10 protein-coding genes and 1 pseudogene are annotated in these 14,706 nt (G+C 39.8%); 8 read left to right on the top strand and 3 right to left on the bottom strand.

Annotation, left to right across the window (positions count from 1 at the left end):
* Window positions 1–812 precede the first annotated feature (812 nt).
* Window positions 813–1,112: a hypothetical protein gene (locus tag Vt282_RS05965; protein WP_162062840.1), complete on the bottom strand. Its 300-nt coding sequence runs from the start codon at window positions 1,110–1,112 to the stop codon at window positions 813–815.
* A gap of 1,733 nt (window positions 1,113–2,845) precedes the next feature.
* On the bottom strand, window positions 2,846–3,148 hold the full coding sequence (locus Vt282_RS05960) for a helix-turn-helix transcriptional regulator (protein ID WP_162062839.1): 303 nt from the start codon (window positions 3,146–3,148) through the stop codon (window positions 2,846–2,848).
* A 427-nt stretch (window positions 3,149–3,575) separates the two neighbouring features.
* Here Vt282_RS05960 and Vt282_RS05955 point away from each other — a divergent pair, with 427 nt between their 5' ends.
* The 6 genes and pseudogenes from Vt282_RS05955 to Vt282_RS21655 all read left to right on the top strand — a co-directional run bounded on the left by Vt282_RS05955 (window position 3,576) and on the right by Vt282_RS21655 (window position 7,757).
* Window positions 3,576–4,163: a hypothetical protein gene (locus tag Vt282_RS05955; RefSeq protein ID WP_162062838.1), complete on the top strand. Its 588-nt coding sequence runs from the start codon at window positions 3,576–3,578 to the stop codon at window positions 4,161–4,163.
* Between the two features lie 171 nt (window positions 4,164–4,334).
* On the top strand, window positions 4,335–5,666 hold the full coding sequence (locus Vt282_RS05950; protein ID WP_162062837.1) for a relaxase/mobilization nuclease domain-containing protein: 1,332 nt from the start codon (window positions 4,335–4,337) through the stop codon (window positions 5,664–5,666).
* A 133-nt stretch (window positions 5,667–5,799) separates the two neighbouring features.
* Window positions 5,800–6,381: a hypothetical protein gene (locus tag Vt282_RS20455; RefSeq protein ID WP_232055115.1), complete on the top strand. Its 582-nt coding sequence runs from the start codon at window positions 5,800–5,802 to the stop codon at window positions 6,379–6,381.
* The gene (locus Vt282_RS20450; protein WP_232055114.1) at window positions 6,300–6,767 is read left to right on the top strand and encodes a hypothetical protein; all 468 of its coding nucleotides are present in this window, start codon (window positions 6,300–6,302) and stop codon (window positions 6,765–6,767) included. The genes Vt282_RS20455 and Vt282_RS20450 overlap by 82 nt, the downstream gene beginning before the upstream one ends.
* Before the next feature lie 96 nt (window positions 6,768–6,863).
* A pseudogene (locus Vt282_RS05940) lies at window positions 6,864–7,382 on the top strand (IS3 family transposase); the annotation flags it as partial.
* 219 nt (window positions 7,383–7,601) lie between these two features.
* The gene (locus Vt282_RS21655; protein WP_162063691.1) at window positions 7,602–7,757 is read left to right on the top strand and encodes a trypsin-like serine protease; all 156 of its coding nucleotides are present in this window, start codon (window positions 7,602–7,604) and stop codon (window positions 7,755–7,757) included.
* A 1,003-nt stretch (window positions 7,758–8,760) separates the two neighbouring features.
* On the opposite strand, the gene Vt282_RS05930 is transcribed toward Vt282_RS21655, so the two are convergent.
* Complete coding sequence (locus Vt282_RS05930) at window positions 8,761–9,159, bottom strand: hypothetical protein (RefSeq protein ID WP_162062836.1); 399 nt, start codon at window positions 9,157–9,159, stop codon at window positions 8,761–8,763.
* Between the two features lie 1,502 nt (window positions 9,160–10,661).
* Here Vt282_RS05930 and Vt282_RS05925 point away from each other — a divergent pair.
* Window positions 10,662–10,904 carry a hypothetical protein gene (locus Vt282_RS05925; protein ID WP_162062835.1) on the top strand — a complete coding sequence of 81 codons (243 nt, stop codon included), beginning with the start codon at window positions 10,662–10,664 and terminating at the stop codon, window positions 10,902–10,904.
* A 1,520-nt stretch (window positions 10,905–12,424) separates the two neighbouring features.
* Window positions 12,425–12,751 (top strand): hypothetical protein, encoded by a 327-nt coding sequence (locus Vt282_RS05920; RefSeq protein WP_162062834.1) that lies wholly within the window; start codon window positions 12,425–12,427, stop codon window positions 12,749–12,751.
* Window positions 12,752–14,706: the final 1,955 nt, after the last annotated feature.

Raw genomic sequence — 14,706 nt, 5'->3', positions numbered from 1 at the left:
AAACGAAATGTATCGAAACAATGGAAAATACGGACTTGTGATTGATGAGAGCTATCTCATCAATGGAAAGCCAACCTATTCCAATTCTTATGAAACGATGCTATCGGGTGTCTATGCCTACAATGGTACCTACTTTAAAGACAAAAAATTCATCCTTATGATCAAAGGATGGGTTTGCGCTCTTCATGAAAGATCTGACAGCAATGATGCCTGAACACTATTTTACTATGATGCACCAAGCGCGAATAATTTTTTATTCCTACGATTTATCAGAACGGAGCGCAATATCGTTTCTTAAATCCTAATGAAGAGCAACAGATAATGACTCGTTTTAGGCACGATTGCTGTAATTAGCTGTTCGGAACAAGTAGCACAGGCGTAGTCGATATGGATACACTGTAAATGACAAGCCAAGAAAGTCATCTATGTATAGGGGCACTCTCATGCCCTAGATAACCTCTGGATATATCCTTTCAGAACATAAGCACAGAGGTAAATCTCAGCTTTGCTCAGTCAAGCTAGCAAGCCGTAATAGCGTCAACCACTGTCACCGCTCTGCCCCATCAGCACGGGTTTGAGGCCAAGCTCAACGATGCAGGAAACGTCATCTGAGAAAGCTGTGGCAATAGGCTCTCATCAAAATACACAGTTTCTGGTTCATGCCCGTTTGCTCTCACGGTATAGTTAGCCGTGCATGACGAGCGTAAAGGCTTGGTTACAAACAGGGCCGAGAGTCGAAATTACGCCCTTTCTTGCGTGAGTATCCATATGCTGAGTTAAACCCTAATATGAGTGTCTGGCCTTGTTTAGCGTTATTCCTTGCGCGCAACCTGATTGCGCTTGCTCTTCAAAACTGCAAGCCTCATACGCTCATTGATAAGCGAAATATCAAAGTCTAAATCGCTCTTTAGCCGAGCTTCAATTTGTGTAATCGCTGGATGGTAAACCCATTTTCTCGGAGCCTGTTCAATTACGCTCTTTGTGAGTTTGTCTAGGTCATCCATAATATCCAATTCATTGACGTAAATTGCCATCATAGGTATACCTAAACGCTCAACCCTCTTCAGTTTCTCTTGCGACACGTCATTTGTCACCACAATTTCGATAAACAATGTCTGGCCCTCAAACTCAATGGCAGTCACATCAGGAATAAAGTCAGCCTCGGCTGTTCCAATGCAATCTCACAAAATGCGTCCTGTGCTGCAATGATTTCTGATTCGGTATGTTCAATTTGAGCCATATCCAATTGAGAACACACTACGGTAAATTCGGGGTAACGACCCGTCTTTCCATGTCTAAAATGTGTTTACAAATTTTATGAAGGGTGCTCTCCCTACAGTCCCCTGCATCCATAGAGTGATGAGCAAAATGATGCTTTTCACTTCGCCTTTTTCGCAACTAACCTATCACCACAAGCAATGCAATTACAGTTACAACTCAACCCGCTTTCAACTTGCTCTATATGCATTAGTTGGCTGTCTGATAGACCGTATGCGCTCGTATTTTTGTCTAAGTGTGTCATTGTTTACTCCAATATTTCAGTCTTTCGTTTGTATTAAATTAGGGAACTCCCTCTAAGAACGCTGAGATAATGAAAAATATCTAACCTAAACATAGTATTACCTTATATTACTCAGTAATACTATGTTGATATTTGAGATGATAGTAAGTCATGGCGAAAAACATTAGGAGCTAGAATCCACAATTAAAGTGGCGAATGAATTTTGGCACCAATATACACACAACGATAAAAACAATGCGTCCTTCTCCTTGTTTAGGGCACTGATAGACTTAGTTGCAGCTAGCCCAGCGATAGATGCAGACAAACTGGAAGAATGCTACGTAACATCAAGTGAACTGGCAGAGCGAGTGACGGAGTTAACTAGCGCCAAAGAAGGAGTGTATACCACCAGCAGACTCACCAAGGAGTTCAATAAATTACTGCCTAGATTAGATGAGCTCTATCCATCTCTCGTACAAGCAGCAACCCACCTGGGCATCAATGTCATCCCTATGGTGATAAAGAAACCAGTAAAGGAGGGCAAGGTAAGCAAGCGATATATCGATTACTTGCCAAAGAAGTCTGCCCTTAGCAGCTAGTGCCGATAATCATCAATCCCAACACAGTAGCACGACTGAACCAAACCAAATCCGTTACTACATTGAATCCGCCCCAAAACTCCCGCTTTGGACTCGCTGGCTAGAAAATATCGACATGACTAAACACCGCTGGAAAATGGTGTCATTTACGTTAAGCCCCATAATAGTCGTTATTCTCTCGCTATCATTTTCCAACTCGCTGTATTTCAGATAGTGGAACCTATTGTCTTAACCTATATGACGACGTTCACCATAACCTATGTTGCTCTCTTTATGATTTGGTTTCGCTACTTGATTGACGCATTGAATAACAACATTACCACGCTACCAGATGTCATGCTCCCCTAAACCTCAAATCAGCAGTACTTCAATATGAGTTGAATGAGCCTGGAAGTTCTACGGGTAGAATTCGAAAACTGTCGATCAAGGTATACACGGGCAAATGTCCCATATGTGGCTACAGGGTGGACATCAAATCCATTGGTTTGCCATTTAAAACTCGCCTGTTTGGCATTTGTGATAATAATCCACTAGAACACCGTTACACTTTCTGACTTTACAACTTTGAAAGGCGAAAAATGAATAATTAAATGATTAACTGCCATTAAAACCATAGGAAACATAATATAACCAATCATAAACATCCAACCATCGATAATACGCAACCACTAATGTGAACAATATTAGTTACGTTACGCTTATCGAATGCGAGCATTTAATTGGCAATTTTAATAATCAATCATCGTTATTGGTAATTTATCATCTGAAACAATGGCGTACTTTCAATCATTTTCGACCGAAAATGAAGTAATGATTTTACAACACGTCTCAAGTCGTCACCTTGGGAGATGGCTAGAATGAAATAATCGATTTCATGAGATAAATACCCCCCTGTCTTGTCGCCAAGCTTTATCTTAGGAGGAAATTTACCTTCATCTTCGTAACGATATAGGGTCGCTCTAGATAGAGGAATGCGTTGCATCACCTGTGTTCTTGTCTCTATACGCAGGTCAATGGTGCTGATGTCTAAATTAGTGAAATGGGTCATGGTGCGTTCTCATTTGTTATTTTTTTTATTAGAGATTTACTTATCATAAACACAACAAAGATCACATTTCAAGCATTTTTTCGCTCACAAACTATACAGCGCACTGATGCGTTAATACATCAACACAGCGCCTAGATTAATTTTAAAAATAAAATATACACACATATGCGAAATAAAGTAAAACTTAACGAGGTTAATTATTGAGGAAAGATTGGTCACGAATGAAAAGATAAAGATTCATTCAAAAACCTGTTTACATCATATTGAATGCATGTATTAAATATAAATAAGATAACAAGCTGGTATTGCAAATCCCTATTTGTCCCAAATAGGAAGTTTCAATATTGTGCCTCACCTTCGTGAGGTTTCGAAAACAGGCTGCGCCGTTATCGAGGCAAACCAATAAAAACAAAAATAAAGGTTGAGCATGAACACAAAAAAATTAGCACCAAAAATCCTATCCAAAGTCACTAGACAAAATAAATCTGAGTTAGAACGAATGTTCACTTGCTGCATGAAGTCTAAAGATGAGATTCAGCTTGAACTTGCCAGTCTTCTGCCTTCTCCTGCAGAGACCTCAATCCAAATTGAAGAACATCGGTATTTCTTGACGTTCTTAACTGACTGTATATCTATCAAGAGCCATAACGATAAACATTCAGATTCAGACGTACAGGCAGCCTGCTATTGGATTGATTTATTCATGAATAGCTTTAAGGTACCCCGCAAACAAACCACCGATCTTTACGTAAAATCCATTAAAACCAGCCTAACTGAGGATCAGTACTTTCATTTTATTGAAGTGATGCACAGTTACCGCTATTCATTAACCAGCGCATTTCTCCGAGATTTGATTACCCATCAACTGGATGTTAAACCATCGCAATCTGCTGAGATTCAAGTTTATCTGGAAAAAACAAAAGTTCTCGCTGATGAGCTTTCGCTAATCGTTGAAGAATGCAATTTAGTTGTAGGAGAGCGCCCCAACGCTTATCTACTATCATCAACGAGCTAAAAAATACCTTGTTGAATACACGCAACTTAGCCGTCGATGCACACAATTCACAAACAGCTCGCCATCTTGCTGAAAAGTATCTTGATAGCCAGTGTCTTTATACATTGTATCTAGACAAATTAGCTCAAGAACACGGTTGATTCATAAAATCATTCCTTGGTACAAACCACAATGATTTTTGAAGAACTGGAGTGCAAAAAGAGCACCCAATCAATCAACGATATCACTCGCCTTGTTCGCTACGGTGCGAAACAAGGTGATGATATCACGACCCTTGTTTCCTACGCTTCCAGTCAAAGCAAACAACAGGGAGATTCTTCATTCTTCATCCATTCGAATGAAATCACCTCTGTTCCTTTATCCGCACGCAAAAGAGATGCAAGAGAAGTTGATTGGAATGACGTTATTCGTGAACTTCAAAGTGCTCATCTTACTAATCCAAATACCAAGCTACCGTTTCGTCATTTTGTTGTCTCACTGGCAGAAAATGAGCATTTATCTCGCCCTCAATGGCAAAAAGTAGCGACTAAGCTAATGACACATCTTGGCTACAAAAATGCTCGTTATATTGTCTTTAAGCACTCCGATACGGATCACGAGCACATACACATCATTGCTTCAACAACCGACATATTTACGGGAAAAATCATTTCAAACTGGCGCTCACACCTAAAGGCTCAATCAGTAATGAGACAATTAGAGGGCGAACTTAGGCTGCAGAAGGTCATAAGTTCAGTGAAGCATCATTCGACTTATGACACCAATATCAAAGGAAAAAGGGAACATACGATTAAACGAATGATGCAAAGAAAAATTGAACAGGCCATCAATCGATTGCCACCTTCGGCTTCACTACACCAATTTGAGATTGCTTTACTTAATGAAGGTATTGAAATTAAGCTGAAACAAAACAATATCGGGACTCGATATCAAGGGCTGGTGTATCAATTTCATGACTATCGGTTTTCTGCATCTTCACTACGAAGTGGCAATAAGTACACCCTCGGAAAGCTGATCTCGAACGGAATACTTCACAAAGAGGCATTAGATAAAACTCTTGCCCAGCCAGAACATTCAAGCAAACTCCGTCGTGCACAGGAAAAGTTTACAATCATTAGAAAAGCCGCACAAAACAAAGCAGATGAGTTTAGAAAGCAAATTCAAGCACATCATCAAAACCAATATAAGTTTTTGCTTCTCGTCTGCTTAATAAAACACGCAAAAGCCATGCAGGCACAAGCTGATTACTGGCTATACCATAGTAAGTTTCTAAGAGATGAGTGGGAAAGAGCGATGGTTCGCAGCCTGTATGAATCAGAGAAAGGGATATACAAGGCAGCCAATCTGTTGAGTGATATTTTCTACCACATTTTGCTGACACTATTTGAAGAATCCCTTAATAATGGATGGAAGCTACATATTGTTGCGACTAATAATCCCACTGAACATCAGCTTGAGTTGAAACTTGGCAAACGAAATGACCATTCTGGACTAGCGAGATAGTCCCTTATCCTCTTATATTTAAAATCATGAAAACAACGCATCTCATAATTTTGAACACACTCATTGGCTCGTGTATTCAATCAAGTATACGCTTTACACCACATCATTCAGACCAATATCGAAGCGCTTACGTATGAGCCTTTTCATCAATACACAAAAACTCACTCAGGCAAAAGAAGATCATCTTACCGAGTTCTTTGCTGCCAGTTTAAACGCCTCAGATGTGATGAAATCAGCATTTGTTCGTTTCGTTTTTGGGAATGGCTCAGAAAGGCGTCTCATTAAGGTAGAAACGCAAAATATTTACCCCAACGCTCGGCCAGACATGACGTTAACTTTTGATGATGGTTCAATTTTGCTGTGCGAAAACAAATTAGATGCGATGGAAACGATTGGGAATGAGCACACTGACTTTGCACCTCAATTGGAGCGATACCTAAACTTACCTGTAAATGGTGTTATGTACATCCGTTCAAGTTGGAAGTCCCCTTCTCAGCATGTCTTGACCCATCCAAAGTATATTAAGCCATACGACAAACCACATTTCCTATGGCGAGACTTTTATCCCATGTTGGTAGAAGACCCAAATCCCCTCGTCAAAGAACTGAAGTTAGGATTTGAAAAATGGGCTTTATGCCGCCAAACCCAATCATTGGCGACCTATCACGAGAAGCACCAAGAAAACAGCGTGAAAACTTCAGCCTATTTTGGCTAGAAACTTCAGCCGCAGCTATCAACCTTGGCTGGAACGTCAATGTTGGCGATGTCGTCGAGCGCTACTTTACAACCCCTAACGCCAAGTTCGTTAATCAAATCTACGTCAATCCAATTAAGCCCGAACGTTTTCTCGTTCGCTTAACACCAGAGCCAGGCATGGCAATACAAGTTATGGACAAAGTGAGAATGCTCAATCCTACCGTACAACCTGCCATCAAACAGAGTCTGGTAACCCGAGTCGATGGCGGTGTCTCAGTCATCGACATTGAAGCTCCGATCAGCTCTGTACTGCCAAATTCACTAGAGACAGTAGCAGAAATTGAAGCTGCGCTGTTCAGCTACGTAATCCCCTATCTAAAGCTGAATCATCAAAACAACGATTAGAGCCATAGGTGTTTTTTCATTTGGCTTGCGGCTGAAACGTAACACGATTAGCTCCACACATTGTTGAGAGGTTTATAGCATTTTGCTAGTAACTCACACTTGCTAGCTCAGGACTTTAATGTAACAGCTCCGAATCAGAAATGGGCGGGAGATATCACGTATCTTGCCACAAGTGAAGGCTGGCTGTATTTGGCTGTGATCATTGACCTTTACTCACGACAAGTAATCGGTTGGTCGATGGATACGAAGATGACGGCAACACTGGTTTGTAATGAATTATCTATGGCTCTTTTCCGTCGAGGCTTACCAAAGGAAGTTATTATTCATAGTGATCGTGGTAGCCAGTATTGCTAGAAAGATTATCGAGATCTCATAACTGCTGATAATCTAAAACAAAGTATGAGCAGGAAAGGAAACTGTTGGGACAATGCTTGTGTTGAGAGCTTCTTCCATTCGATGAAAGTGGAAGCAATTCAATACGAACCAATAATGACCAGAGATGAGATGCATAAAACGGTCTTCGAGTATATAGAGGTCGATTATAATCAAACGAGAAGGCACAGTGCTCTTGGGTATCTAAGCCCAGTTAACTTTGAACAGCAAAATGTCGCTTAATGAAGTGTCCAGTCTGATTGAGCAGATCACGCTGCTACAAATCAAGAGATTTGGACATCAATTAGTGAGAATCAAACCTCATTTTTGCTCTTTGAACCTTAATCCGTTTATCAACAGGAATAAAATAAAACAAATAGTCAAGAAGAGAATCCAAAATGAAACTAAGATTTGCAATTTTTTTTAGTCTTATTTCTGTGAATGTATTCGCTATAATCTGGAATATCAATAAATCATTCAGATAACCAACACATAGTACAAACGGTTAATGGCTATTCATGTACTGGGCAACTGGTAAGTGGAAAATACGTTCTTACCGCAGGGCATTGCTCTGATAATTTTCTGAACCCCAGCGAGACCGAGGGCATTCACGAATGATTGTAGGTGTCTCCAACCAAGTTTCTGTTGTGCAGAATCAGTTCGTACTTGATGACTCCGCCTTTATATTTCCAACAGATTTTTCAATTTGGACATTACCTACCGAATTAAAAGTCGATGCGACATCATTGATTGCACCATATTCGTTGAACAGCGAAGGGAAAAGATCTCAATCAAGGGGTTTGGAAGTGGCATTTTGGAAGAAGCCATCACCGAAACTGAACTCTATGACCCCTCCTGCACAGTTTAATTCGAGTGCTTGATGTTGGTACAGGGAATACTCCAAGGTGGTGATAGCGGATCAGGTTACTGGGAAGCGACGGTTGCTTACGGAATTCACCGTGGATATGGGGATTCGGTCGAATGGTCGGTTCCCGTATAAATTATGTTCATAATTTTATCCTACATAACGTCAATGGCTGGAACTATCAACTTCGGTCAATGTAACAGGCTCCACTGAGCTACGTGTACAGAGTCTCCATCTGGATCAAACTGTTGACGCTTCGTTCGCTACAGGCGATGTGGTTGTGGACGTTGCGAATAGTACTACATTTCACAATCTAGCATTTCACCATATGATATTTGTACTTACACAATCCAAAGCGGTGGAAATGAAGGAAACTGCATTTATCTCCAACAGAATTCATTGTCATAAATGAAGGAGATACAGGTGAAGAAGCAAATTCAGGTTCTGCCGGTGGTGCTACAAGTCTTTGGATGATACTGGGTATGTTGCTTACGGGATACATCCGCAAGAGAGCGGCATTTTCAAGGTCCGTGTCATATGATGTAATCGTATAGGGCCTGATGGTTCGTTAAGTTCGGCTTAGGCCGAATCAAAGTGGATAAAATATGCTACTGGCATCAGTTCATGACGAGGGATTCAGTAAAGTCAATTCTGAAAAGTAAAGTTTGGAACCACTGACGGCACTTCGGGATCTACGGGCCTAAATGTGTATAAACTTCGCTCCTGAATATGGCCACGCACTAGTCATTGATATTCCTATGGTTCTGACCTCATTTCTTTATAGATGAAGCGGTATTCAGATGTTAGCCAGCATGCAACGAGAAATTTGCTACTTGTTTTGTGAATATATGCTTTAAATGAGCGGTCTAGATAAACCATAATATTTTCAAAATCAGATTGTTTTTGCTGGAAGACAAAAACTCTATGTTTAGCGTCGCTCTGAAGCAACTTATTGAAATCGTAAACTAAACCTTTTGGCTGCCAGTCTGAAAGCTCTATCTCTGCAACTAAAGGAACACCGACAAAATTGTTTTCTTTGTCAAACTCCCGAAGTGTGAAATCATAAAGCCATTCTCGACCAGTGCTTTCCCCACTTGAGCGAGAAGATAACCGTCCATTAGTAGGTAACTTCTCTCCTTCTTCTGAAAATTTCATTTTAATGTCTTGGTTTTATTTGAACTGTACCAAATGAATTTTTCGCCCTTAGAGCGAGCTACTTCCTTTTATTATTTGCAATAACAGACAATTCATCGAGCCACTGCTTTACATTTGAAATCATCTAGTACCCCCTACGTGTAATCAGACACCTAACGCTATAAGGCAGAAAATTCTATATTTAAATACAGGAATGTTTTGCCTTGCTTCATTTTCAATCCAATTCTATTGTAACTTTCACGTAAAACATGATGTTAACTACGAATGCCAAATAAATGGAAAATATGCGACTGGCTTTTGGTAATTCAGATGAATCACAACTACTGGCATCAGTTCATGGCGAGGATTCAGTAAAGTCAACTCTGAAAAATAAAGTTTGGAACCACTGACGGCTCAGGATTCACTGTCCTAAATGTGTATCTACCTCATTGTGTGAAGACAGCCTTGGTTTTAGATCGAGAATAACGGAGTATTTTCTTATGACAAGTAACGCATTGCTTTGTGCTTAAGAATCATCAGACTTTACAAAATGGATGTGACCATAAATGAATGTTATGCCACCTACCCCACCGTATGACTTCCAGCCTCGATCCAAAATCGGGTTAACAAACAACTAGAAAGTGACCATATTTTCGAGCTATTACTTGTTATAAACAAAGCTTTATGTAGCTTTAAGAGATAGTACACATTATCCCCAACATATAGTAATTAGAATGCGTGTTAGACATATAATCATGACTAAAGGGACTTTAAGTGTTTAATGCAATACAAAAGATAGTACATGCTTTCTTAGTTTCTGTTTTCTTTGTAATTCTACTAGCACTTTTGATTAATAAACCCACGGTCGGTGTTGTTGCCATCATTATTTCCGCCTGTATCTACTATAAAGTTGTGTATGCAACTAACAAATACAATTTTACGCAAATAACAAGAGCTCTCATACGTATAGTCGCTCATCGTCTTATGGTAGTGATACACTTCCAAATCTATCTTCTAAAAGCACTTATGAGATCGTAATCGAACACTGTAAAGATCTTGAAACACGGTTAACCAAAATAGGTGGCAGGCAAAGGACTTCATGAAAAACTTCGTCACTATCCGATATTTTGGAGCCTACACTTGTGAGAGAACTCAGAGCAGTAGCGACGATTAGAAACAAGTTAATCCATGAAGAAGATTTTCATTAAGCAAATGCGAACTAGAAGATTTTGAAGAAACTGCATACTCAGCATTTAGACAACTACGGAATTTTCCTGCCTTGCCTAAAATACTCACTCATCAATTTCATTGCCCAGAGTGTGATAAAACTGATGTTGCTCATATCACTATGAAATTGGCAGTACCACTATATGCTCATTGTCAGCACTGTGGGCTGTATTGGATCATCAGTCAAGAAGCGTTTAAAAGCTTTCCTCAAACCTTGTTGAGAGGTTTGTAGCGTTTTGCTAGTAACTCACGATGCAATATATTATCTAATGTCATCATGTGCCGAGAAGAGAAAAATGAGCAAAATACGACCATCAGGAAAAGAACTTCTTTCGGGAATGACCCATTCAACTAAACACGCTGATGAGCTAGCAAATATAACACCAATAACGTTAAGCCTAGAGCATAATGATTCGCTTACGGAAGAAGATAAAGTGAGACTAATTTGTTCTCGGTTTTGGGATATCAAAGAAGATGATTTAATGGAAGGCAATAAGTTTTTCGCTGAAATTGATTCGGGTAAGTATGATGACGTTTAGCCTGTGGATATCATAATGTCTGAAATCTCCCCACCTTTGCTCCAACTGAATTAAGATTTCCACGTTATTGTCCAACCGCCTTTAGCTGACTCGTTTTGTACCACAACACTTAAGCATGTGCTAGAAATGTAGATTTATATCGATTTAGAGGATCGTATCAAAGAAAACTACGGGAAATTTGGTAACCTGTTGGCTATGGAAAAGCGCTTCATTGTAAAACACCGCAAGCCGATGAATAAATAGTATTATAGGTCTCTGAAGGCCCCTCTTTAATGAGAATAATCTAAATGGCAAATAACTACAGAGATGACCAAGATCTTGCGCTCCCATTACAGTACGCTAACGATATGCTTGAGGTACTGGTGCAGTACCTCACCCAAAACCAAAAGGTAAAAGAGATTGGCTGAACACTGGCTAGTTACCCAGAGTTTGTTACCGCCAAAGGTGATTGGACTAAAGCCTGGCGTGCTATCGCAGTGAAATTCAATATTATGGCGGTGACAGTGTGGCAATGTAGTACGGGCAAAGGCACACTCTACCGTGACATATTGAAAGATGTGTGCAAAAGCAGAAAATTAATGCGGATTTTAAGAATGATCGCGTTGTAAACATTGAGAGAAAAATCATTTCAAAACTGTTTAAGGGCATGTATGAACAGCTAGATTCAAAACAACGCAAATTGATTGCGCACGAGCTTAAGTTTGACACCACAAACACTGGCTCTGAGACAATTCGAGAAATTTTGAAACAGTTAGACTCTCCAACGACAGAATGACTTATTATTCGGTAAGTATGATCCTCGCCAGTTCTTGTGCTTCCAGCCTGCTTAGCCCTCAAGGTGCTTTGTCAACCAAAACCTTCTTAATGTTTGGTGGCGCTGGGTTGCCCTGTGTTCGCTGGCCCAATTGAATTGCACTGGCGGCATATGTTACTCTAGTTTCAGTCACTGGTCCCGCTTATCAAGTTACTCTCCCCTGCGTTGTGCAAATCGCTGCGATGCGTCAACAAATGCTTAAACCTGAAACGGATCTTTTCTGATGGAAAAAATATTCACATTTGACTTGGACAATATTTATACATGGGTAGAGAAGGTCTCGAGAATGGAGATGTAACCCTGAGAGATGGCGTCGCCTACTGGACTAAACAATCAGGCAAGTCAGGCATCGTACAACATGCCTTTGAAAGAAGTGATTTTGGAGAGTGAAAAACAGGAAACCTCGTCGCACTCATCCAATCGAGCCACACCAACCAGCTTACCGCAATTGGCCTTTCGACCACTATTATCGTCGGTGCTATCGTGGTTCAAACCATGTATTTATCGAAAAATCGAAAAGCTACAGAAAACCATTGATATCATGTCAGAAGATATAGATGCACAAAACATCCTTTTTATATGGATAAGTTATCCAGATACTTTGGAACCGTTGAGTCTGCTCGCATTATTTTGCTGGATAAAATGCTGGTTTCTGAGACCAGAGATATCGCACCAACACTTATTACTGAGTTGGCGGTACAAAGAAATGAAGTGTTGGCCCTCATCGATAACGATCGCGTTTGCCGATAAAGCGACTGAACGTCACCTCGAACACATGCTTGAGTTCATCACATTGATGATGGATATCATGCCAAAAGCGATCTATGTTGAAAGCCAGCTTTGCGACCGTTTTGAGAAATTTAGACTGTCCGAACACCTGATTTGCGAAAGCGGCAAGCGTTACAACAAGACCCTTCAAGATTTTCGTAGCTGGTGTAACAACAAAGCGAAAGCAGCCATTTCAGGGAGAGCGATCCAATTGCCATCACATTCCACGAAAGAGAAGCATGCTGCTAGACCTTTTCAACGCTGAGCACAATCAGCTTCTGCTGCAACAACTGAAAGCCCTAATCTTCAGCACGTTACTTACTAAACAAATACGGATAGAACGGGGCCCCATAATGTTTTGCATCCTTCCCATCATCTGCCAACTGTAGTAGCTTAATGAGATTGCTCACTATTTGCTGATGGCTCACTAGACCTGAATGAAGTATAAAAACTTATCAAAATAGCAGGTTCTACGTCTCGTCGTGGTGAGAAATTTCCACCAATTAGCTAACGTTCTTGGCTAGCTAATGTGATCACCAAGCGATTCTGTCGCACTTAACACTATGAAAGAGGTTAGCTATTAATTGATAGAAAACAGTCTTGTTACGACTGAATACGTTACATAAATACGTGATCCGCATCACTTTTTGTGAATTTATTTCGGCCGTTACCCTTAATGTTGAAACTCAATTCATATAAAAATAACAATTAAAACAGATAGATAAATCAAATTTCAAAATCCTCTTAAATGCTTTGTTATAGAGTATTTAATCGTCATCACTAGAAAGTGGGACAAAAGAGAACGATCATCTTCTAACGCTACACCAACCCCATTGGCTTCACATCAAATTTGGCTCATCATCGTTATCTTGCGGTGTATTATCTTTGGATCGCTCATTTTAAATACCTCTCTGGGTTGTTTAACACTATGATTTTGGTATAACACCTCACCGACATTGCTATGATTAACAATACCATACAAAGCCCAGACGCTGCGGTGAAGTTATAACCCCAGTTCAAAAATTTTGCTTTTATCTGAACTAGCCCTTCGCTCCTTTATCGAGTTTTGCAATCCTTTATAAATACCAATTCTTATTGTTGCTATATTGTTATTTTTGAAGTCTTCCAACATTGTATCTTCTATATCTAAAACACTCGTTGTCGTCATTTCAGACACAAAAGAACATCACCCACGATACGGATAAGCCAATGAATACTAATACCAACAGTATATATACATAAGGTGTAAAGTTGACATCTCATTGCCACTAACCCAATTAACTAAGGCTGAGAAAGCCGTAATGACAACTGATATAGCAGTAATGAACTTTGTGCTTTTATCATCTAACCGATGGAACCTTTGCACTTCAAATTCGAATGCCTTCAGAGCATGGTTGTGTAGTAAATTCCACTTATCATCTGGCCAGTTTTTCTTTGCAGAAGAGTTAAGTACATTTAACTCGTTTTTATCGCCTCAAGCGATTCATAAATTTTACTTGCCATATTAGCTACCAATACTTATAACAGTGTATTAGACTGAACTCTCACTAATTCGCTTCAGTCCTTCACTATATTTGGGACTATTTTGTCGCATAAACCACCAATAATCAACGAATTGCACTTAATGGTATTGTTCTTTGTGATTGTAGCCTCGTGTTCAAAACGAGAACCTTCATTTATAGTGTTCTCATATAGAAACCTCATCAAAGGGAATACAACGTTATTTCATGTAGTTAGAAGAACCACTGCGGGTAAAAGTGAGAATTTTAGGCTTACTAATATCCTATTCGCTAAGCGACGATTTGAAGACCTAGTACCTCGATATCGAAAATGGTTAACAAAGAAAAGAACCCAGCAAACTCCCTGTTCGAGATGAAGCCACTAACTAGATTTTTGTATATACAGATAACAGATCAAGTAGCTAAAGCACAGCTAGAAAATCAAACATCATGCGAAATAGAGTCAACGCGAATTTTTGGAAAATGAGTTCCTAAACTACATTAATTTGATCGGGTTTAGAGCTGATCTGGCTGTTATTGTGGTGACGAGAGCCATGGTCAACGGTCTGGATTGCAGTATCAATTTGTAAACTTAAGCTAACAGTGAGAGTTGCGCTTTGGCTAACTGATCTCGTTACAAACTCGCATTTCTGAAATCAATGAGATGAGAAGAAGAATGTTGAATTATCTACATTGATAAATACAGCAACATTGATTTCAA

Origin of the sequence: Vibrio taketomensis, assembly GCF_009938165.1 — a bacterium.
In the GTDB taxonomy this organism is placed as follows: Bacteria; Pseudomonadota; Gammaproteobacteria; order Enterobacterales; family Vibrionaceae; genus Vibrio; species Vibrio taketomensis.
This window is presented reverse-complemented; position numbering and strand designations above follow the sequence as displayed.

What these genes read in the sequence shown, in the direction of transcription:
- Vt282_RS05960 (WP_162062839.1), bottom strand. Translation starts at nt 3,148, where the DNA reads ATGACCCATTTCACTAATTTAGACATCAGCACCATTGACCTGCGTATA.
- Vt282_RS05955 (WP_162062838.1), top strand. Translation starts at nt 3,576, where the DNA reads ATGAACACAAAAAAATTAGCACCAAAAATCCTATCCAAAGTCACTAGA.
- Vt282_RS05950 (WP_162062837.1), top strand. Translation starts at nt 4,335, where the DNA reads ATGATTTTTGAAGAACTGGAGTGCAAAAAGAGCACCCAATCAATCAAC.
- Vt282_RS20455 (WP_232055115.1), top strand. Translation starts at nt 5,800, where the DNA reads ATGAGCCTTTTCATCAATACACAAAAACTCACTCAGGCAAAAGAAGAT.
- Vt282_RS20450 (WP_232055114.1), top strand. Translation starts at nt 6,300, where the DNA reads ATGCCGCCAAACCCAATCATTGGCGACCTATCACGAGAAGCACCAAGA.
- Vt282_RS05930 (WP_162062836.1), bottom strand. Translation starts at nt 9,159, where the DNA reads ATGAAATTTTCAGAAGAAGGAGAGAAGTTACCTACTAATGGACGGTTA.
- Vt282_RS05925 (WP_162062835.1), top strand. Translation starts at nt 10,662, where the DNA reads ATGAGCAAAATACGACCATCAGGAAAAGAACTTCTTTCGGGAATGACC.
- Vt282_RS05920 (WP_162062834.1), top strand. Translation starts at nt 12,425, where the DNA reads ATGAAGTGTTGGCCCTCATCGATAACGATCGCGTTTGCCGATAAAGCG.